Source organism: Microcoleus sp. ARI1-B5 (assembly GCF_036705795.1).
GTDB lineage: Bacteria > Cyanobacteriota > Cyanobacteriia > Cyanobacteriales > Microcoleaceae > Microcoleus.
Genome location: NZ_JAUBVK010000011.1, coordinates 1 through 21,615, shown reverse-complemented (window position 1 = coordinate 21,615; position 21,615 = coordinate 1). Strand labels below are relative to the sequence as shown.

Annotated in this window: 18 protein-coding genes and 2 pseudogenes; 7 read left to right on the top strand and 13 right to left on the bottom strand. The window is 43.4% G+C overall.

The genetic code is table 11. From position 1 onward, the window contains the following. Positions 1-505: 505 nt before the first annotated feature. A complete protein-coding gene (locus QUB63_RS17560) occupies positions 506-6,241 on the top strand; it encodes an alpha-2-macroglobulin family protein (protein WP_332946550.1) in 5,736 nt (1,911 codons plus the stop codon). A 407-nt stretch (positions 6,242-6,648) separates the two neighbouring features. Here the strand turns inward: QUB63_RS17560 and QUB63_RS17555 are convergent, their stop codons facing one another. The 4 genes from QUB63_RS17555 to QUB63_RS17540 all read right to left on the bottom strand — a co-directional run bounded on the left by QUB63_RS17555 (position 6,649) and on the right by QUB63_RS17540 (position 9,688). Then, entirely contained in the window at positions 6,649-7,500 is an 852-nt protein-coding gene (locus QUB63_RS17555) for a 3'-5' exonuclease (RefSeq protein WP_332946548.1), read from the bottom strand. A 516-nt stretch (positions 7,501-8,016) separates the two neighbouring features. After that, positions 8,017-8,229, bottom strand: a complete 213-nt coding sequence (locus QUB63_RS17550) for a hypothetical protein (protein WP_332946547.1) — start codon at positions 8,227-8,229, stop codon at positions 8,017-8,019. A 34-nt stretch (positions 8,230-8,263) separates the two neighbouring features. Continuing rightward, positions 8,264-8,506, bottom strand: coding sequence for a hypothetical protein (locus QUB63_RS17545; protein ID WP_332946546.1), 243 nt, complete (start codon positions 8,504-8,506; stop codon positions 8,264-8,266). Positions 8,507-9,094: 588 nt separating this feature from the next. Next, positions 9,095-9,688 carry a hypothetical protein gene (locus tag QUB63_RS17540; RefSeq protein WP_332946545.1) on the bottom strand — a complete coding sequence of 198 codons (594 nt, stop codon included), beginning with the start codon at positions 9,686-9,688 and terminating at the stop codon, positions 9,095-9,097. 219 nt (positions 9,689-9,907) lie between these two features. Here QUB63_RS17540 and QUB63_RS17535 point away from each other — a divergent pair, with 219 nt between their 5' ends. Continuing rightward, complete coding sequence (locus tag QUB63_RS17535; protein WP_332946544.1) at positions 9,908-10,132, top strand: hypothetical protein; 225 nt, start codon at positions 9,908-9,910, stop codon at positions 10,130-10,132. A gap of 222 nt (positions 10,133-10,354) precedes the next feature. Here QUB63_RS17535 and QUB63_RS17530 read toward each other — a convergent pair whose 3' ends face one another. The 8 genes and pseudogenes from QUB63_RS17530 to QUB63_RS17495 form a co-directional block, all read right to left on the bottom strand. Next, the gene (locus tag QUB63_RS17530) at positions 10,355-11,206 is read right to left on the bottom strand and encodes an RNA-guided endonuclease InsQ/TnpB family protein (RefSeq protein WP_332946543.1); all 852 of its coding nucleotides are present in this window, start codon (positions 11,204-11,206) and stop codon (positions 10,355-10,357) included. Beyond that, positions 11,193-11,909 (bottom strand): annotated as a pseudogene (locus tag QUB63_RS17525) (IS630 family transposase); the annotation flags it as partial. The gene QUB63_RS17530 and the pseudogene QUB63_RS17525, both read right to left, overlap by 14 nt. Positions 11,910-11,924: 15 nt before the next feature. Further along, entirely contained in the window at positions 11,925-12,251 is a 327-nt protein-coding gene (locus tag QUB63_RS17520; protein ID WP_332946542.1) for a helix-turn-helix domain-containing protein, read from the bottom strand. Between the two features lie 29 nt (positions 12,252-12,280). Further along, complete coding sequence (locus QUB63_RS17515) at positions 12,281-12,808, bottom strand: helix-turn-helix domain-containing protein (RefSeq protein ID WP_332946541.1); 528 nt, start codon at positions 12,806-12,808, stop codon at positions 12,281-12,283. Positions 12,809-13,082: 274 nt separating this feature from the next. Then, the gene (locus QUB63_RS17510; RefSeq protein ID WP_332946540.1) at positions 13,083-13,715 is read right to left on the bottom strand and encodes a hypothetical protein; all 633 of its coding nucleotides are present in this window, start codon (positions 13,713-13,715) and stop codon (positions 13,083-13,085) included. Positions 13,716-13,822: 107 nt separating this feature from the next. Further along, on the bottom strand, positions 13,823-14,143 hold the full coding sequence (locus tag QUB63_RS17505; protein ID WP_015179762.1) for a hypothetical protein: 321 nt from the start codon (positions 14,141-14,143) through the stop codon (positions 13,823-13,825). Positions 14,144-15,047: 904 nt separating this feature from the next. Further along, on the bottom strand, positions 15,048-15,512 hold the full coding sequence (locus tag QUB63_RS17500; RefSeq protein ID WP_332946539.1) for a siphovirus Gp157 family protein: 465 nt from the start codon (positions 15,510-15,512) through the stop codon (positions 15,048-15,050). A 54-nt stretch (positions 15,513-15,566) separates the two neighbouring features. Then, a complete protein-coding gene (locus QUB63_RS17495; RefSeq protein ID WP_332946538.1) occupies positions 15,567-15,752 on the bottom strand; it encodes a hypothetical protein in 186 nt (61 codons plus the stop codon). Between the two features lie 476 nt (positions 15,753-16,228). Here QUB63_RS17495 and QUB63_RS17490 point away from each other — a divergent pair, with 476 nt between their 5' ends. From QUB63_RS17490 to QUB63_RS17470, 5 genes are all read left to right on the top strand, one after another. After that, positions 16,229-17,758, top strand: a complete 1,530-nt coding sequence (locus QUB63_RS17490; protein ID WP_332946537.1) for a hypothetical protein — start codon at positions 16,229-16,231, stop codon at positions 17,756-17,758. Further along, the gene (locus tag QUB63_RS17485) at positions 17,751-18,263 is read left to right on the top strand and encodes a hypothetical protein (protein WP_332946536.1); all 513 of its coding nucleotides are present in this window, start codon (positions 17,751-17,753) and stop codon (positions 18,261-18,263) included. The genes QUB63_RS17490 and QUB63_RS17485 overlap by 8 nt, the downstream gene beginning before the upstream one ends. Before the next feature lie 43 nt (positions 18,264-18,306). After that, positions 18,307-19,101, top strand: coding sequence for a mobilization protein MobD-like protein (locus QUB63_RS17480; protein WP_332946535.1), 795 nt, complete (start codon positions 18,307-18,309; stop codon positions 19,099-19,101). Positions 19,102-19,209: 108 nt separating this feature from the next. Then, the gene (locus QUB63_RS17475; RefSeq protein WP_332946534.1) at positions 19,210-20,331 is read left to right on the top strand and encodes a DUF6753 family protein; all 1,122 of its coding nucleotides are present in this window, start codon (positions 19,210-19,212) and stop codon (positions 20,329-20,331) included. A gap of 58 nt (positions 20,332-20,389) precedes the next feature. Then, positions 20,390-20,806 carry a hypothetical protein gene (locus tag QUB63_RS17470; RefSeq protein ID WP_332946533.1) on the top strand — a complete coding sequence of 139 codons (417 nt, stop codon included), beginning with the start codon at positions 20,390-20,392 and terminating at the stop codon, positions 20,804-20,806. Here the strand turns inward: QUB63_RS17470 and QUB63_RS17465 are convergent. After that, positions 20,754-21,615: pseudogene (locus tag QUB63_RS17465) on the bottom strand (hypothetical protein); the annotation flags it as partial. The gene QUB63_RS17470 and the pseudogene QUB63_RS17465 overlap by 53 nt on opposite strands.

The following is a 21,615-nucleotide window of genomic DNA, read 5'->3' as shown; positions in this document are numbered from 1 at the left end:
ACAGTATGTAAATAGGCTTAAGTCAGCCAGTAGAGAGCATTTGGACACTTTACATCGTTTACATAGTTGCGTTTTAAAGCGCCGACTTACTTAGCCTTTCTCAGGTACATGAGGTCTGTACAGGGCTTACGCAACTGGCATACGAAAGTTAAACTGTAGGGTGTGTGGCTGTGCATTTTTTGAACGATGATTCAGAGTTTCGGGAACTGACGCACCTTACCAATTGTGACAATTGCGTCCAGGACTAATGTAATAAGGCTTGAAAGTCCCGATATTCAGAGAATCTCGTCTACCTCATCTTTGTGAGAAAGGCTATATCCTCCTGGCTGTGGTTGAGTTAAAAAATTAATAAATTTATCTGGAAATTCGAGCGCGTCAACTGTAGATCAAGTATCCGTAAAAGAGATATCACTTGTCAGTAACTCAGTCCTCTCATAGACTGAGCTTGTAAGAGTAATCTTGCAAGCTGTGCTGACCATGCCCCTCGCTTTAGTGAGACGTTATTATGAAATTAAAAAAATGGATTGGTGCGGTACTTGTCTTCACGCTCGTACTGGCAATAACTACCTGTGGAGTCGCTAATAAATCCTCAAAAATTGAGGCACTTCCCTCAGTTGCTTCCCTAACTTATCCGCAACTGGTAGACTGGATTGAAGAAATTAGTCCTACTGGAAAAGCTGAACCTCTCAACCAAATTCGGATTCGGTTTAAAGAAGCATTAATTCCAGTTGCAAGCCTTGATAGTTCCGAACAGCAAAGTCAACTAAAACTATTTGAAATTCAACCTACTATCCCCGGTAAATTTCGTTTTTTAACCCCGCGCATGGTGGGATTTCAACCCGAACAAGCATTACCCAAAGCTACTCGCATTCAAATCGCCATCAAAGCAGGTTTAACCGATTTAAAAAATCACCGCCTCGACAAAGACTTAGCTTGGACATTTAACACAGAACCCATCCAACTGTCAAATTTACCAACTTCTAAGCCAGAGAATTCAGAATTCCAACCCATTGAGTTAAAGCCCACCCTGAAATTCACATCAAATGTAGAATTAGATTTAGCTTCAGTGCAAGAGCATTTGAAACTAATGCCAGAGGGACAGACAAAAACTGTGCCACTTAAAGTAGAGTTAGAAAAAGCAGAGGCAAAATCAGAAAATCGGCAAACTCCAGAAGAAAACTTCGCTCCATCTGTTCGCGCTTTTAATTATACCATACTTCCCCAACAAACACTAGAAAAAGCCACTCAGTACCGCCTACAATTTGACTCTGGCTTGCTACCACTTCACGGCAATCTCCCCAGCGAAACACCATTCGTCAGTCAGGTAGAAACTTATTCGCCCTTGGCATTTAAAGCTATTAACTTTTTTGGACAACCCGATGCTGGCGGTGCTTATGGGCGGTTCGTGAAAGGCAGCGGTCAGTTACAATTTAATAACGGTATTATCGCCGATTCAGCGCAGGAAAATATCACCGTTAATCCCCAACCTAAAAAATCTCCTACACTTGTTCAAGCTTATGACAATGAATCGTTGGTTAGTCTCAACCCTTGGAGTTTAGAACCAGCCAAACAATATACTATTACTATTGGTGCTAACCTCAAAGATAAATTCGGTCAAACTTTGGGTAAACCCGTCACATTGCTGTATGAAACAGGCGATGTTTCTGGCGAAATTTCGACACCGACAGGGTTAAATATTTTTCCAGCAGGTAAAGACTTACAACTGAATATTTCCACAGTAAATTTGCCAGAATCCCAGTACAAAGCAGCTTATAAAGTCGTTCAACCCACTGATTTAGTTTATAATGCTGACGCATATCCCAGAGGGGGGGAAAATGATTTACTTTCCAATCCTTCTGAGTGGCCAACTTTTCGAGTTTCAGGCAAGAAAAATCAGACAAATGATATAACAGTTCCCTTGCGAGAAAAACTGGGTTCGGCAACAGGAATGCTGGCCTATGGAGTTCAAGCACGCACGAATCTTTACTCAGATGAAAAGGGTAAACAGCAATGGCGGGAACCTGCCAATTACGGCTTAGTCCAGTTAACTAATTTGGGAGTATTTGCCCAGTGGTTCCCAGAGTCAGGTTTGATTCGAGTACATCATCTTGATGACGGTTCCCCAGTAGCAGCATCAGTCGAGATTTATGAATCCCAATTAGAGGCAAAATCTCGCCCTAAACCTACTCCTTGTGCAACTGGTAAAACTGACAATAACGGTGCATTAATGCTAAGCCGTGAGAATTTAGAGAAGTGTATTCAATCTCAAGCAGGCGGCTTTGAAAAAGCACCAAAATTATTAGTGATTGCCCGCGAAAATAAAGACTGGGCATTTGCCAGAACAGAAGAATATAGCGGTGCTTATGGCTACGGCATTGAGGGAGATACTTGGAACAGTAATAAGCCACAATCACGCGGTACAATCTTCTCAGACAGACAACTTTATCAACCAGGGGAAAAAGCTTGGTTTACGGGAAATGCCTACTATCTCCAAAATGGAGTTATCAAGCAGGATAAAAATGCTAGCTATACAGTTAAGCTGCAAACTCCAAGCGGCACTACAACTGATTTAGGAACTCAGACCACTAATAAATTCGGCACATTTTCCCTAGAATTGCCCATCGAAAGCAATCAACCTTTAGGCTATTATTCCATTCTAGCTAAAGGGACAAGCGGAGCGGAAATTTCGGGTCAATTTCGGATTGCTGAATTCAAACCACCCAATTTCAAGGTAGATTTAAACCTTGATAAAGCATTTGCACTGATTGACGATAAAATTGAGGCAAATGCCCAAAGTAATTATCTGTTTGGTTCGCCAGTGGAAGGTGGAAAAGCCAAATACTATGTCACTCGCCGCCAAGCAGAATTTACCCCCAAAGGTTGGGAAGAATTTGCCTTTGGGCGGCAGTGGTTTTGGCCAGAAGAAAGCCCGAATGTTCCCACCGATGTGCTGCACCAAAATGCCGTCTTAGATGCTAGTGGTAAAGGCAATCAAACATTTACAGTCGGCAAAGATTTGCCCTATCCGATGAATTATCGGGTAGATATTGAAGTTTCCGATGTTTCAAATCTGTCTGTATCCGATTCTAAAACATTTACTGCCCTACCCAGCCAGCGATTAATTGGTTTACAGACTAATTTTGTTGGCGATGCAGGTAAACCTTTACCCATTCAAATCATTGTTACCGATCCTACAGGAAAACTACTAGAAGGTCAAAAAGTCCGCGTTGAACTGCAAAAAATAAATTACAGCAGCGTCACGCAAGTAGTCGAAGGTAGTCGCAATCCTCGCAATCAAATCGAATACAAAACAGTAGCAAAAACAGAGGTACAATCTGGCAGCAATCCTCAAACAGTATCCCTCAATCCTCCTGAATCTGGTTCTTACCGCATTCGGGCTAATTTTGCTGATGGCAGTAATGAAGTAACTGCCACTGATTTGCAGATTTGGGCAACAGGCGAAAACCTCGTAAGCTGGGGTAACAGATACGATAATAATCGCCTGGAAGTCAAACTCGATAAGAAAAACTATCAACCAGGTGAAACGGCAACAGCTTTAATTCAATCGCCTTATCCAGAAGCAGAGTTATACTTTGCAGTTGTCCGCGATAAAACTCTCTACCAAACTGTCACTAAAGTTAAGGGTGGTGCTCCTCAAATCCAGTTTCAAGTAACGCCAGAAATGTTGCCCAATGCAGCGGTAGAAGCTGTGCTAGTCCGTCAAGGCAAGAGTTTAAAAGAGTTGGAACCTGGAAGTTTAGAACAACTGGTAAAAATTGGCTTTGCTCCTTTTCAAACCAGTTTAGATGCTAAATATTTGAAAGTCCAAGTCATTCCCCAGCAAACAGAACTACAACCCGGTGCAGAGGAAACGGTACAACTGCAATTGCAAGACAATCAGGGGAAGCCAATCAAGGGACAATTTACAGTTATGGTTGTCAATGAAGCCGTGCTGCAACTAACTGGATATCGCCCGCCAGATTTGGTGAAAACTGTCTATGCGGAGCAATCTATTTCTACCCGTTTCAGTGATAATCGACCGAATGTAGTATTAGAAAATATGACCTCTCCACTGGCAAAAGGTTGGGGTTATGGCGGTGGCTTTTCAACAGGTGCAGCAAATACTCGCGTCCGCAAAGATTTTCAAGCTTTGGCTTATTACAATGGTTCTGTTATTACAGATGCTCATGGGAAAGCGAGTGTGAAATTCAAACTCCCTGATGATTTGACAACTTGGCGAGTGATGGCTGTTGCTACTGACGGCAATTTAGATTTCGGCAAGGGAGAGGCGACATTTATTACCACTAAATCGCTGATTTCTCATCCGATTTTACCGCAGTTTGCGCGTCCAGGCGATCGCATTAAAGCTGGCTTATCTGTGACTAACAATACTCAGCAAAAAGGCAATCTGACAATTAACGGTCAAGTAGCCGGTGCCGTAAAATTTGAAGGCAATAATCCAGCAACGGCGAATCTAAAAACTCAGGCTGAGTCGGGTACTCGTGCTTACCGTTTTCCCATTTTGGCGGGTAGTGCTGGTGATGCTAAAGTTCAATTTGCTACACAATTAAATGGCAACGTGGATGCGTTTGAAGTGCCTTTAGAGGTAAAACCTTTAGAAGTTACAGAAAACGTTGTAGAAACGGGAACAACTGCAAATCAGGTAAAAATTCCGCTGAAGATTGATAAAAATGTTGTGTCTGATGTCGGCGGTTTGGAGATTTCTCTAGCTAGTACATTGATACCGGAAATTGTGGCACCGGCCAAACAGGTTTTGCAGGATGAACAATTACCATTTTTGGAACCTGCGGCTAGTCAGTTATTAATTGCAGCCAATTTGCCAACTCTTGCTCAACAATACGCTCAGAGTTTGAAAGGTTTTAATCCTAGTAAAGAAGCTGCGAGGGCACTTGAACGACTGCAAAAACTTCAGCGTCCCGATGGCGGTTTTGCTTCCTATCCCGGACAAGAACAATCTGACCCGTTTGTGGCTCCCTATGCAGCGAATGCGATCGCATCTGCATCTAAGGCTTTTCCTAATACAGTCAATGCTGGGATGCTGTCTCGCCTGACAGACTACTTGAAGAAAACTCTTGCTGACCCCGGACAATATGAGTTTTGTCAAAAGCAAATTTGCAAGAATCAGGTAAGGTTATCATCTCTGATTGCCTTAGCAGAATTAGGCGAAAAACGCAAGGATTTTCTCGCAGATATCTATCAGCAGCGGAGTGAATATAATCTAGTCACTCAAATTGAGCTAGCGCGTTATCTATCGCAGTTCAAAGACTGGCAAGATGAGTCTAAGTCTCTGGCAAATGAGTTGCAAAAAACTATCTATATCACTGGTCGTACAGCTAGGGTTAATCTGCCTCAAAATGTAAGCTGGATAGCATCTCCTACCGCTATTCAATCTCAAGCCTTGCGACTATTTATCGCTCAAAAAAGCAAGGCAGAAGATATCGATCGCTTATTGCAAAGTCTCCTAAATCTGCGGCGACATGGCACTTGGCAAAGCACTTATGACAACGCAGAAGCACTCGCAGCTTTAGCTGACTACAGCAAGACTCAGCCGACACCGCCTAAGTTTAGTGCTACTGTAAAACTGGCTGGTAAACAGTTAGATTCGATTCAGTTTGACGGCTACCGCAATCCCAGTCAGTTTATCACTATAGCAACAGATCAGTTGCCGCGAAATGGTGATTTAATTATTCAAAAATCTGGTCAAGGTACGCTGCACTATCTCGTCAATTATGGTTATCGTTTGCAGGGTAATCAACCGGGACGTTTAAATGGGTTGCGAGTATTGCGAGAAATCCGACCTGCTGGGGAAGACAAAGTGTTAGGAAAACAGCAACTTTCTATTCCTCAACCGCTGACTTTGGGAGTTGGACAAGTGTTTGATATCGGTTTGAAAATTATCGCAGATCATCCTGTAGATCATGTGGTAATTACTGACCAGCTACCTGCTGGTTTAGAGGCAATTGATAACAGTTTCCAAACTTCTACAAAGGCGGTAGAAGCTCAAGGTGATAGCTGGCAAATTGGGTATAAAACGATGTATCGCGATCGCGTTGTCACCTATAGCGATCGCCTCGAACCCGGAGCCTACAGCCTCCACTACCTCGTCCGTTCTGTCACCCCCGGAACCTATCTCTGGCCGGGTGCGGAAGCTCATTTACAATACGCTCCCGAAGAATTTGGGCGATCGGCTTCCTCTACCTTGATTGTGTCGGACAAGTAAATCAGCCGTTGCGCGATCGCTTTTATGCCCGGATGAGGCGGTATTCTAAGTAATGGCAACAAAATATCTCGCCCTATTGATGGAGATTTAAGGTGTGGCAAAACCCAAAAGATATCCCGATAATTGGTCTGAGATTGCGCTATCAGTCAAGGAAAACGCTCTTTGGCGCTGCGCTAAGTGCCATCAACAATGCCTTAGACCCGGTAAACCAAGCGGCTTAACTAAATCCGAGCGTTGTGCTTTAACTTTGACGGTACACCATCGCAATCGGATACCAGAGGACAACCGTCTCGAAAACTTAATCGCTTTGTGTACCGCGTGTCATCTTTCGTACCACAATAGGGGTCAGTCAAACGTATCGCCGGGGCAGTTATCCTTGTTCCCCGATGATGGTATTGATTGGGAGCTCATCGCTTCTTCTGGGGAATCGGCACGGGACAATTGATTCGATCCGAATCTGCTGCCATCCGCTTTATTAATTTGAGAGCAGCCGTGCAATCTCCCAATGCTCGGTGGTTTCCATTGAGGGGAACATACCGATAATATGAGTGATAATAACTCCAATCTCCCTTCCATTGTGCTGCCCATTCCATCAAACAGTCGGAGCGCTTTCTCAACCTTAGACTTGGCAAATTGTGCAACTGACAGCAGTGATTTAAAATCTTGATATCGAAAGCAGAATTGTAGATTAACACTCGCTTATCTTTCAGGGCTGCATCCGTGGAATAGACTTCGGGGAAAGTAGGAGCATCGGCTACCATTACATCTGTTATCCCGTGAATGTCTGTTACTTCTGCGCGGATGGGAATTGAAGGTTTGATGAGGGTATCGAGCAAGGTTTCTTCAGTGCGATCGATAATTGCTATCTCTACAATTTCAGCATCGTACAATCCTGTTGTTTCGGTATCCAGAATCACCCAATCGTTGTGGGTTAATTGTTCTCTTGCCCACTTCACTGCTCTTACCCTATCTCTTTCGATAAAACCAACTTCTCGATACCACTCTTGATAATCCCGCTTGATTTGAGCTTTAAGGCGGTTGGCAGCTAGGGTTTCCAATTGTTTGGGAGACGGCTTTCTTTTAGGACGGCAGGATTCGGGATTGTGGATATCGTAGAGGAACACGTCGTATTTTCGGGTTGGGATAACGCCTGAAGGTTTCAGAGGCGAGAGTCCCAATTCACCCAACTGGTTTTTAGTTTTGAGATGTTCTGGTGGCTCGTTGGATTCACCCCACCAACTGTATTTGGCTAGTTCCATATTTGATAGCCCAATATCAAAACAGCACATTACAAATATAACTCGATTTGTAGCCTTTAAAAACCCACCGAACCAGCTCACAAAGCAAGTGAAATCGCAAGAAAAAACCCCCAGATTGGGGGATGTGTCGCCCGCTGCAAAACTAAACGACAATCTAATTATTTTATCAAATAAGCGTCACGGCCTGCGACTTGAAACAACTAATCCCGCTTCACCGTTACTCTTCGTTCGGCTCTATTTTTTTATAACTGCTTCTAATACCATGCCGTACAAAGGTTTGGCGTTCTTACCTGTCACCTTCAAAATCGCTTCTTTTTAGTTAACTTTTGAGCTGCCATATTTTCAGTTGGTTGCAAGAAATTAATAATAAGTTAAAAGTATTAACACACTGTAGGTTTTGGTTTAAAAGTTTTGATAACTTTCATGTTCCCGCCCTAAAAAAGATGAAGAGGCGTGTCTATTGACCGCCTCATAACATCTTTGAAGAATCACCTCGGCTTCAATTAGGGAAGTACATCAATCGAGGTGTTGGTCAATTAGGGCAATCAGTTGAGCGATCGCCTTCTGTTCTTCTAAGAGCAATTCCTTAAGCTGGCGCATCTGTTCCTGATTCGGGGGACGGTGTACCAAATCATCAACGAAGTCTAGCAGGGGAGACTTTCTAAAAGGTCTATCCAAGGCAGCTTCATCTCGCAAGCGCTGGGTTCGCTCCAGCTTTTTCCGTTGCAATCGGTTTTTAGCCTGACGGCCTGCGATAAGTCCGTCAAGTCTTTGACATACGTTCCCAGTCCTCTTCATCTCCATAGATCTCTTTTATTTCTTGTTTTAACTCGGTTAGCTGCTCGGTAAGATTTGCCACCTGATCTTCAATAACGTCTGTTTTATCTTCCTGGATTTCCAGAGAAATTTCCACAGATTCGACGTATTCCGTTAACTTTTGTATTGGATCGGGTTGGGGCGTGTCACCGTTAGGCGTGTCACCGTTAGGCCCGTTGCCGTTGGTCATAGTCATTCCTCACTGGTGTCATGGAAGAAACTGACGATCGCTTTTGATACAGATGAAACTATCGCCAGCGCCGCCGAAGAAGTTGTTACCAAGTTGTTACCAAGTTCTATGTCAATTAGTTAGTTGGACTCAGTGGGATTCGCTTAGTAACAATGCTCATAAATTCACCCTCACTTGGAGCCGGCATAAGGAAACTCCACTCGCTGATATGAGCGAACTGTAGCTTGTAAAGCCAGCGAATCGTGTAAGTAGCCCCGTAGCTCGATCTAAAAACCATTACCCTTACCCGCTCACAGCCATCAGATTGAGCTGGCAAACTGTTGGCACCAGGAATAATCGACGGTAAAGTATCGTCTGGACTAGGCACAAAATCCAGATTTTGCGAATAAACGAATTGTGGTCTGAAACTTGGTGTCCTTGCCAGCCCAATATCAAAGTTTGTTGTCATCATTTGAGCCTCCTACTCGTTCTAGGGGATTAGTCGCGTGGAAGATGTTCCAAATATTCTGCGTGGCGTGATTAGTTCTAGGTTGGACAAGTGGCGCATCAAAAAAAACTCAACCCACTAACGTGACTAAAAGAGAATTTTTAGATGCCATCTTCTATCAACTCAAGAATTAATCGTTCCTCCCGTCGCCCGGTGTAGGTGCTGTCGGTGCGTTGGAGTCGCTTGCTATTCGCTTTTCCCAGTGCGCTTGCTAGTTGGTTTTGTTCGACACGATCAAGAACTCGCACTGTGGGAAACCAAAGCTGCAAGTGGGATAAGTCGCTGTTGACAGTGCCGGAGTACGCTTGGAACGGGTCGCTCTCCAAACAAACCAAGGTTCGTAAAGCGTAGAGTTCATCCAAGTTGAGCCCGTCCAATCGGTTGATTAAGGATTCGATTGAATATTTTCGGAGTGCTGTGTACGGAGTCAGCGCTTGTTCCCTCAGTTCCCACCAACTCATTACGTTGGCTCGTTCGGTAGGACACAAAATCTCATGTTTCCGAACGCAGATGTAAACAGGCTGTCCGTCTTCCTGTAGCAAATTATCTTGGTCATCCAGTAGGCGACCGGTGACGGTTTCAGGGCGAACGTCGGTCACTTCCATGCGCCCGATTGTGGTGGTGACGCGGGGATTGGGTATTTCTACAAAGCTTGGTCGGGCGGGTTGCGATGGCTGCCCGTAATCTGCGAACATAGAGGAAATCTCCATTGTGAGTGCCGAACCCCGCCCCAGAAGATTGCGAGTCAGAGGGGGCGGGGTTTGGTTTTGGATGAATTTCCACATTGTACCCCTTCTGAGTCCCTGTGTATTCCCTCAGAGTGGAATATTGGGCAGGAGGGAGAATCCTTAAGGACTTAGGAACCCCTAAATCCTTGTAGGATAAGCAGTATAGGAATTGTGGAAATATTGAAAATGCCCGACAGTGATGCTCCTAAAATGGTACGCATAGATTTTTCCGTGCCTGCTCCGCTTTTAGAGCAAATGCAAGAATTAGCTAAGGATGAGGGTTGGAAACCTGCGGAATTGCACCGGATGCTTTGGGTACTCGGGTTTGCAGCGTATACCGAACAGAGCAACAAACGCTTGGTAAACGATCGGCTTAGGGCAAACAAGGCTAAGGATAAACTCGACACCTGAGCTGTTGAGGCAGTCAAAACGCCTCGAACGAGGTGACACCCAGAATTAAAGGTCTTCGTTACTGTTAAAAAGCTGCCAAGCATCGAGAAAATTACTGATTGACACTCCGGGCGCCTGAAGGCGCGAGGATTCTTGAGGAATTTCTACCTCAATTTCCCTATTTCTAGAGTTCCCAGACTCCTCACGTTTACTCAATTGAGCGTGAGGATATCTTCTGGGCGTTTAGGCGCGAACGCCCGGTTTCGCGGAGTCCCCGCGTACCAATTTCAAAGCCCGATCACGAATAGTTTTTGCTGCACCGATATCGGCGTGCTCGTGATATCCGCATTCAGCGCAAATGAACTTTTCGCCATCTCGATTAGACTTGTCGATATGACCGCAGTTCCGACATTCTTGGCTGGAGTGTTTGGGATTAATTTTGATTACGACCTTTCCTTGCTTTGCAGCCAGATACTCGATCTTCAAAATTAAGTCGGCCCAACCTGCGTCAGAGATAGAACGGTTTAAACCTTTCTTTCTTGATTGCCCATTTTTCAGGAATCTACCTGTTTTTTCGTCAACCTTCACTCGACATCGACGCATCATTCCCGAAATATTCAAGTCCTCCAGAGCAATCGCGTCAACGTTACGGAAAACTATTTTATTGGCAACCTTCCAGTGGTAAGCTTGACGCTTATCGCTAATCTTCTGGTGGAAAAGTCCTAGTTTCTTAGCTGCTTTCTTGGGGTTTTTGCTACTCTTGGCTTTTCGGCTAACTCGTCTCTGCCTAATTTTTAGAGTGCGCTTAGCTTTTTTTGTGGTTGAAAACTTGGGATTTTCAATTTGAGTTCCATCTGACAGATGAACTAATTTTGTAAGTCCCATATCGCAGCCAATTACTTTGACAACATCCTTAAGAGGTTTTGTCGTGTAATCGGGGACAGACTTGTCCTCAATGCGAACGGAGACATACCAGCCATTTTGTCGCTTCCTTACCGTACACGCTTTAACGGTAAATCCGTTGGGAATTGGGCGCGAGTTGTAAAAACGCATCCAACCTAACTTTGGTAATACCAATTCACTATGAAGCTGCACTTAATATAGCTTCAAGGATATAGTCCCAACCACAGAGAGATAAAACTTCTTCATTCGTGAGAGATTTGATAATTATATCTACCTGGTCTTTGAGTTTATCTAAACTCGAATAATTTTCCCACTTGAGGTCTTTTTTTGTATGTGACCACAATCTTTCAATCGGATTCAATTCCGGACTATAGGCAGGTAAATATATTGGCATTACATGGTCATGCCAGTCTAATAATAGAGCTTTATGAAAGCTACCATTATCCATTATAATTAGATTGAAATAGTCTGAGTATTTTTGGGCAAATCCATTTAAAAACTCTTGAAAGCAGTTGTAATTGAGCTGAGAAAATTCTTGATAATATTGTTCACCTGTTGATGGCTCTACAACTCCATAAACATAGAAGTTTCCTCGTCTCCATTGCTTTTGGCCAATGGGTTTTACCCCCTTTAATGTAATCATTCTGCCGGGCATAGTAATCAATCCAAATCTACTCTCGTCCTGACACCATATCCTTACAGGCTTGGATTTTCCGAAATATTTAATCATTACTTTGATGAGCTCACATAGTTTTTTTTTGAAGCTTGCCTGCACCTCTTCGTTCGCTTTGTTACTTTGGCGTCTTGGGACTTTCAGGTCAGCTTTCAATTTATAATGAACTAGGTCATGTACCACTTTATAGCTCACTTTAATTCCGCATTCTTTTTCGAGCCAGAGCTGTAATTTGCCCTAACTTGTTTCTCCCTGTGGTTCTTGCAGTTTTTTGATTAATTTTTCTCTGACGGACGGTGGTATATGTGGAGTCTTCCCGGGAGCTTTTTTAACTGTGAGCAATGAGGTAATTCCACCTTGTTTGTAAGCTCTTAACCAACGATATATTGTTGAAGAGTCTCGCTTCAGCATCGTGGCTAATTCTTCTCTTGTTTTGATTTTTTTGGTGGCAATCCAGTATAATAGCAGTAATTTTTCTTTACTTACTGCGGTTATAGCCCGTTCGAGTCGATGCTCTAGTTCCTCAACCGTTTCCTGGATTTCTACCTTAAATTTGTTGGCCATATTGGATATCCTCTACTTTTAGCATAAATTTAGTGTACCTTCATAGTGAATTGGTATAAGTAGATTTTACTGCCTTGTATTTTTACTCCCATCACGAATGTGAAGGAAGTAAAGTTGCTGCGGTTTTTGAATTTAGGAAAGCCACGCCCGTCGAAAAAATTCTTATAGGCAGTGTCCAGTCGTTTGACGTTTTGCTGTAAAACTGTCGAGTCTATCCCGGCAAACCAGGGCCTAGCTGCTTTTAATTCTGGCAATGCGGTAATTTGAATGTCGCCTGGGTTGCGTCGAGGGTTTTTAACTTTCCCCTCTTTGTCTGTTTTACCTATTTTCCAAGGTTCTCCAGTGGCACCGTTTTTACTGACACAACTGGTCAAGGGACAGGCTTCACCTTGCGTTCTAATGTCGCAATAGTTACCTTGAATGAATTGTTGACTATATTGAGTGATTCTGTCATTAAGACACCAGTTGAAGTGGCTTCGCAGCATATCTACCCAATTGGACATTTTTAATTTTTGTGTTTGATTTGGTCGCAACTTGTAGACATAGTTTGTTAACAAGTTCAACTCCTCCTTTTTTTGGGCTACTGTTAGTATACAGTGAAGTCCTTGCGTGTTTGTATCTTTTACATTTCTTCAACAAAGAGGGCTTAAGGCTTATACTTTTACTTGCAAAGCCGTCCTATAAGGACGGGGTTTTAAACCCATTTTTTTGATAAATTGCTTTATCCCTCCAAGTCAATCGCTTCATTGGCTAACTCCGCGTTTGCTACACTATGGGTGTTTTGTACCCATGCCGGGGCTGTAATATCGAGACTTCTCCGGCATAGATAATTTAGTTGCTCTCTAATTGCTGGTGGTATTTCCTAGTTTCCGAGATTCTACGCTTGAGGGTGTCTAATGCCCTCACCGCTGTCCAATTACCCCGATTAGCTAATTGGATATATTGCTGTATCAATTCTTCGGTGATTTGTTGGTCTAGCCACTGCACCAATTCTGCGGTTGCGAGGCGCGCTTGGGGATTGGTGTTGCCGAATATCTCGAACATTCCCAAACGCTGCATTTGCTCTAAGGTCATACTTTCCACCGCTTTCACGGCTTCTTCAAACTCTTGGGCGGTCAACTGGGACGGCTCATGGGGATGCTGCTGTAACAGGAAATAATCAATTTCTTTGTACGCGCCGACATACATTTTATGGCGAACAGTGTCGCATAAAATTGCGTGTTCGGGCAATTCATCATCAGAGCCTAAGTTGTAAGATTCTAAGTGGATTGCGAGAGTTATGTGTTCTATCAGTGGCGCATACACGGCGTAGTAGCTAAATGTAGCCATTGCTCTGCCATTACTCCATGTGGCTTTGCTTCCTTGGTAATAAAAAGCAAAGTATTGAGTGTTGTTGACTCCCACCATCCCCGGTAACATGGGTGGCATCGCTACGGGTAATTCGATGAAGTGTGTTCCTAACATGATTCCTCCTTGTTCAAGGAAAAGGGTATGGAAACGCTGGTTTTTTGCCCTTTCGTGTATTCAATATCTACCGTTGTTTCAGTCAATGCTCAACAACGAATTGCTCTTTATTTTGTTGTTATTTCATTTGAGTTCCCTCCCAGATATCGGGGTGTTTTAAATGTTTGAATCCATTGGGCATCAACACGAACCATCATTTCTGATGAATCATTTTTGATGGCATTCAGCCAAGGATTTTTCGCATCTCTCAGAATAAACTCTACTTTAATAGACTGCACGAACACTTCAGGCGGAACCCGATTAGCTTCAATCCATACCCCATCATCAAACGGGTTGATAGGATAAATCATTTTTTTGAAGTTATACACATTGTCGTGATAGCAGTAGGGATACTCATAGCGCGATACCATCCGATTGGAATGAGACATGGGATTGTACTTTCTCAATGAGAAAATCTGCATATTTTATGACTCCATTAATCCAAGAGTGTAGTAGTTATCTAACAATCGAGCGAAAGAAAACAGCCGTTAGATTGATAAGCCAAAGTTATCTTTAGTTCAAGCCCTTCTGTTCTCAAAACTTTTTCTGCCTCATCCAACAGCTCAAAAGAGTTGAACCAAACTTGAAGGATGCCCTCAAGTTTATGATGCTTTAAGGTGTATCCTCGTTCGTGATGGGAAGGGTGACGGCATCTCACGAAGCAAGCCGTTCTGAGGAATGTGTGAATGTTTCTGGTCATTTTTATGTGTTCTGTTATTCAAATAGGATGAGAGCGCTGCTTTCTTGGTTTTTCCCGTAGTCTGGGTCTACCTGCTTTCTCAACGCTTCAAACTCATCAAATAACTCACTCCGAACGTACTTGGTGTTGTTTCTAGAGCTTAGTTTGTAATAGGTGTGTTGCCATTCTGCAAAGGCATTCAATGATGCGCTGCTGTGCAGCAATCAATCGCAGTTGTTGAGGTGCTTGAACCCCCACTTTTCATCAGTCCATTCGGTGTTCGCATTATCCTTGCTATGCCAGCAAAGATACACCGCACCTGGGAATCCTTTGAGTAGCACTATTTCGTACAAATTCCAAGCTTCTGTGTAACGGTAGCAACTTTCTTCGTTGATGCACTCTCGGCCTTCATCTCAACCCATTTGAGTACAATCTAACCCTAAACAGCAGTGCATTGTGTACCTCTAACTTACTATTTTTTCTACACTAGCGACAGCTATCTCATTAAAATTAGTTTTGTTTTGAGGTTAACATTAAGCAGGAAATAGTCCTTTGTGAAAAGTGATTATTTCCTGCTTAATGGCAATCTATAGAACGCTCAAATGAGTGTCGCGTTATCCGAATTGTGCAACTTTCTGAGCTTCAATATCTCCCGCTTCCAAGGCTGGTCGGATGGCTGAATTATCGGGCGATACTTCAATGCGTTGAAACTGGGGAGGAAGTTGATTTACTTCACAAGTGAGTTTGAGGGGCAAAACTCCGCCATTGCTGCTAATAGTTAACTGAAAGCGGTGCAGACTTAGTTTTTTGACATTCTGAGATTCGAGACACTTTTTGAGCTGCGCTTTCATCCAATCCACTCGTTTTCTGTCGGTAGCTGCGAGTTTATTCAGGCGTTCTGCTTCAGATTTCCGCTGTTTGCTCAGGGCATGGCGGTTGGTAATGACAGCGCAGTAGTTATCAACTTTGGAAAGCCATTGCTCGTAGGTACTACCCCGTTGTTCTAAGAGTTGTTGCACCGCTACTTCTAATTCGGCTGTGATTTCTTCACCTTCGATGTTGTCGATTAGTTCATCCAAGTCCTCCAGTTCTACAGTGAGTAAATGCAATGACTTAGTGCGCCCTCGGTGAGCCTAACAGCGACTGGAAATTAGAGTACGTTGGTCTGGGTTCATGTGTTGCCATGCTTGCTGCACAATTGAGTCAGTTTCAGGAGTTTCGGGGGTGTCGTATTGTGCTTTTAGTTGAGCTTTGAGGGCGGTCAGTGCTTCTATTCCCTGCTCTGAGGTTGCTAGTAATTGAGCGCAAATAACATCCAATAAGGACGTATTGGGCGTATTAGCCGTAGATTCACTCGATGTGACTCTTGAGATGCGGGTAATTGTGTCTTCTTTCTGGGCATGTGTCGCAATTGTTCTAATTGTAATTTAGACCCATTGCGTTAGCCATTTTGTTTGAGTTATTTTAGTTATTAATTTTATCAATTATTAGCTATTAGTAAGACGTTATTTTTATAAAACTTTAAATAAGGAAGTGGCCCCGTCTGTACCCGCCATTTGGAGGGGGCTATTTTAACTATCTAAAACCACCGGATTTGGTGAGGTCAGACTTAAACTAAAGCCAATACTATTATTTTATAACGTAATAAAAGCCAGCGTTTATGAAGAAAAAATCCTCAATACCAGATGCGATTCTGGCTATAGATTTTGGCGGCTTATCTACTAGAGTTTTCTGCCAAAGCTCGCAAGCAGGCAGTAAAGCAAGCTCCTTTGTAATGGAATCGCAGGTGGGGCCAGTGAGCCAAGACATAGCCAATTGTTTCACACAACCCAACCTCGCATCAGCATCTCCCGAAAATATTGCTTGGGTGGCAATTGGTAATGAATGCCGAGCCGTTGGCTACCTGGCAGCAGCGCAATTCAATGCTCACATCGGTTTGGCGGGACTGAAGTACAGTAGCGCTTTGTACAAAGCTCTAGCAGCTTTGTGGGTAGTGTCGCGGAAGTTAGATTTAGGCAATCAATTTAGCGCTGCGATCTCCGTTTTCTTGCCCCCAGGCGAGTTTAATGACTCCAAGCAATTTTTTGAGCTATTAAGTCAATACTCTGCTTCATTTGAAACACCCACCGGCAAGCTATCCGTCACCCTGGACAAAACCCAAGCTTTGCAAGAAGGTGGCGGCATTGCTTTGATCCACAACAGTAATTTAGGTTCAGCCTTCAAGCAGCGGGTAACTGCCTTTGTTATGGTAGGATTTCGCAATGCTTCGGTAATAGTTTCGGCACGCGGTGCTGTCGGTAAGGGCAAAACTTCAGACTTAGGAATGGTAAGGTTGGTGGATCTAGTTCAAGAGCGAACCTCTAACTACGATGCTTCCCGTTTGGCTTTATCAATCGCTCAAGCGGGCGTAAGCTACAACCGCCCTTACTTTTACCGAATTGCTCGGAATCGAGAGGAAACAGCTAAAGATCGAGAAGTTGACCAATTGATTGAAGCAGTCAAGCTGTCTCGCTTCGACTACGCTCGAATGCTATCTCATTGGATTAATGAAGTGCTGCAGCCCGATTTAGATGAAATTGTATTTTGCGGGGGGACTTCTGAATATATGAAGCCAGAACTGCGAAATCAGTTTTCTCATTATTCGCTATCTTGGCACGCAGGTATAACAGTGCCAAAAACGCTCGACCCTGATGGTTTAGGTTGCCGCATCGCTGATGTTTACGGACTATTTTCTTACTTCAAATCTCAGTTTGAGGTACTGAGGCAAAGGTCTGTTGCGGCAACTTCTCAGAGGGCAGAAGATACAACTTCCAGTTCAGGAGATGCTCCAGTCCCTACGACTGATATACAGAGTGTAAAAGAATGTGCTGAACAATCTACAACGCCAAAATCTGAACAATCTACCAAGCCAAAATCTGAACAACCTACTCACCCCAAATCCGAGCCACCTACTAAATTAAAACTTGAGCAATTTACTCACGCTAAATCGGAGCGATCTACTGAACAAAAATTTGAGGAATCTACTGAACAAAAGACTGAAGATATTACTGAACAAAAAATTGAGGAACCCGCTGAACAAAAAATTGAGGAACCCACTGAACAAAAGACTGAAGATATTACTGAACAAAACACTGAAATTTTCGCTCAACAAAAGGCTGATTCAAGTATCAAACATAGCTGCTTAGATGATTCTAATAAATTGAGTGATGAGTCGTCGTCCAATACAGAACCTTCATTAGAGGAATCAGAAGCAAACTTAGATGCAGCTCTCTTATTGGGAGGACCCTACCGAAGTGCTGGAAAGAAGGTGAGGAATTATGCCTAGAAAACGTTACAAGGAATTTTGCTGGCGCTGTCAAGTTTTGCCAGATTCCGAAGACGCTATCTTGCTGTCTTACCTACAAAATCATCCTTTTTTTAGCTTCAAAGAAACGATTTTACCTCTGATCAAAGCGCGGTGGCTGTTAGCAGCTTTACGCAATAGCGGTAGTCATTCTAGCCCAGACTTAGAGTATTTGAGGCGAGAAAGCATTAATTTTTTGCTCAGGCAGATAGATGAAGTTTGCCGAGATGCGGGATTTAACTGTACCGAGTTAGGAGCAATTGCCCCTGGTATTTCTTCGGGTTTAATTCCTTTAGCTACTTTCCCTCACTTATCGAATTCAGGTGCATCTATTGCTACGGAATTAACGGCCCTTGAGAGTTCAAATCCCGCAAGTTTGCCCGAAGAAAAAGAACCAGAGGAATTTTCGGGAGAAGTTGAGTTTGAAAACAGCGCATTTAACTTAGCTGGTTTCGATCCAGCAATGGTCGGGCCTAGCTTTAGTTAAAAATTATTAAGTCTTAAATAGACATCCAGCAAGGAGGAATGAAATGACTAACATGATTCACTTGGTTGACGGCGAGAAAGGTGGCGTTGGCAAGTCGATGCTAACTCGGATTCTGGTTGAATTCAATCAGAAGTATGAACTGCTGTACACGTTAATTGATGGTGATTTTCAAAATCCTGACGTGCAGCAGCGCTATCCTGAACACAATGCAAAAATCGTAGCTTTAGTTGAAGATGAAGAGAAGTTTTTCGATATCGATATTATTTTTGAAACAGCAGTAGAAACTCCTGTGATTGTCAATTTACCCGCTCGGGTTTACAGCATTATCAACAAATGGATTGACGAAGCTAATTTAACCTCTCCTGATTTTAAAGAGCAGTCAGGAGTTGATGTATGCAAGTGGTTTATTTGCGGTGGCACGACGGACAGCATTGAAATGTTTATTGACTCTTTCAACTACTTTGAAGGTCAGCTAAATCACATTTTTGTCCGCAATTTTGGAGTTTGCAAAGATTGGTCGCACGTACAAAGCCATAAGGAAATGAACAAGCTCATTAATAATTACCGAATTCCTGTCGTAGATTTGCCGGCTCTGAGTGCAAGAGAGCGCAAGTTTATTGATACGAAGAGATTGTCCTTTTCTCAAGCAATGAAACACTCTGAATTCTTCTTGATTAGTCAACAGCGATTGCATACTTTTCTGGAAGACTGTTTCCGTCTGATAGAAGATGTAGGTTTGTTTAACAACGCGCCCAATCGCCATAAAAAAGAAGTTATCGCTCCCTATGAACGAAAAAAAGATGAGGAAATGCCACCAGAGAATAAACCACAAATTTAGGAACAGGTTGTCAACTTTATTGGACGGACAAAATATGTGAGTTCAGACTAGATACTGCGCGAGTCTGGACAGCATAAAGATTGGGATTTTGATTAAGTAGGAGGCTGAATGTCCGATCGACTTTTAGAAGAACTTTCCTCCGTTGACTCTCAAGAGTTTGGCGAGATATTGGAAACGCCAAGGGGACAGGGCAGACTTAATAATACCAAAAATAATTCCCTACAATTCGCTGAAAATTCGCAAAGTTTGGCTAATTATCCAGATACATTCCCAGAAGATGCAGTAGAAGAAAAGTTGAAATCAGATGGGAGTAAGCTAAATGAAGAGGAGTTTTGGGAACTCATAGACGATGATTCTAGGGAAAGAGAAGCTCTGAACCGAGATCCTTTATCTGCCCCTCCCATGTACGAGAGAGATACTGAGTCACTAATCAGCCAGGTACTCAAGAGCAAAGACTCCAAATTTCGCTCTCACGTCATTCAGACAGCCTACCGATACGGTCTCAATAAAAATGACCCGCTTTTTATCGTATTGCTGGCTACAGGTCAACTCGAACTACTGTTAGAAAAAAAACCGCAAGAAATTGACCAGTTTTTCAAGAATTGGCAATCTAAATGGCAAGGTGATTTGAAAGATTCTCAAGCTGTCATCTCTCAAGAATTGGAACAAGTTCGCCAGCTTACTGAAAATTGGGAAAAAGAAAGCAGAGAGTTTTTAGAACGGCAGGGAAAAGCGGCTGTTAAGGTGCAACATCGCCACATTTCCAACTCAGTTTACACTCTAGTGCGACAAGCAGCTTTAGAGAAAGTTGCTCACGATATTTGGTCGGTGATTTTTGGGAGCGGGGTAGTGTTAGGGGCAATGGCTATCGGCGCGTTTATCGGGTTAGCGGTGCCCCGGTTCATTCCACCGCCAGAACTCGACCCAAAAGGGCCGCGTCAGCTCACTTTAGAACAAGCCGTAGCGCTCGAATGGGGGCTGAGCAAAGAGGGTCAGTTTGCTCGCCTGAACGCGGATACAATTCAGTGGGCAACAAGCAATGAAGGGAAATATGCTCGCCAATTTATGAGCTGGAATCAAGCTTTGTTGAGCGAGAAAGGTGGCAAAAAATTGTGTGAAACTGAGATAAATCGATTGGGGGTGACGCTGACAGTAGAGGGTAAACCTGCACAAAAAGGTTTTTGTACTTTGTGGATTCGCTCTCCTCAAGAACGAAAGTTTGTTCCTTGATGACAAATACTAAAATCGAGAATGGGATGTAAATAAGTTAGCTTAACAGGAGAAATTTATGATTGCAAATTTGAACAATCAGCCGTTACCGGACAAAAATCAGAAGCAAGTGCAGTCGCCAATCTCGGGTGTTTTAGTTGCACTAGACGACCCATTCGATAAGATGGTTTGGGATTACTGTTTGAGTCAAACATACCCAATATCGGAACAGATTAAGATTGTGCTGAGTGCTTCCTGGGGGCCGTTTGCTGCTAAAAATGCTAGCAAGTCTCCCGAGCGAGTGCGAGCGATCGCTTGTTATTCATTGCGACAATTAGCAGCTCAACAAAAATTGATTGAATCTGTGTTTGAAGTATCAAGTGAATCAACTAAAATTTCCGAAGTTATTGCTGTTCTCAAAAGAGAGAATAGTTGTGAGGCACTCAATCAAGCTTGTGTCTGTTCTCAATTTGTTCTAAATACTGCAATTCGGTAGTAGTAAGAGCCGTTGTTCTTTCTAACAAGTTCAGAATTTCGACTTCAAACGGATCTAGATTTCCTAATTGGTGAAGTCGGTCAGTGCGATCGCAAATTTCTTGAAGTCCTGGTTGATTTTCGAGCGGTACAGCAGTAAGAGCCGAGTGTTTGAAGGTGTACAAGTGCATAGTAACGGTGGGGATGTGTCGCATCCACACAGTGGCGGTTTTCTCCCCGACTGAGGAAATGCGCCCTAACCTGCCGTTAACATCTTCGCGATCTGGCGCATACACTTCTACTAAGGAACCAATTTTGAGCGTTAGGTGGTGAGCCAGAGGCGGTTTATCTTCTGACTTGACGGCAAGCGATCGCCCCTGTAAAGTTTTGGCAACTTTAGTTGGGCGGCTCTTAACCTCAGCGGCTAAGGCAATAACTTCTTTTTTGGTCAGTCCAGCAGAGCGGTTAAGAATCTTCCACTTCACTTCGTCTCCTCCAATAGAACTGAGAGCATCCACAGCTCGAGTAAACTTGGCATCCCGGTAAATCGTTCGGGGGGAAGCTTTGAACCGTTCTCCCAACTCTCGTGCTGTTTTGTCTGTCAAGCTGCCATTTTGACAGCTTGCTCCTTCTGGCACTGTTTTGTCTGTCAAGTGGTCATTTTGACAGCTTGCTCCTTCTGGCACTGTTTTGTCTGTCAAGTGGTCATTTTGACAGCTTGCTCCTTCTGGCACTGTTTTGTCTGTCAAGTGGTCATTTTGACAGCTTGCTCCTTCTGGCACTGTTTTGTCTGTCAAGTGGTCATTTTGACAGCTTGCTCCTTCTGGCACT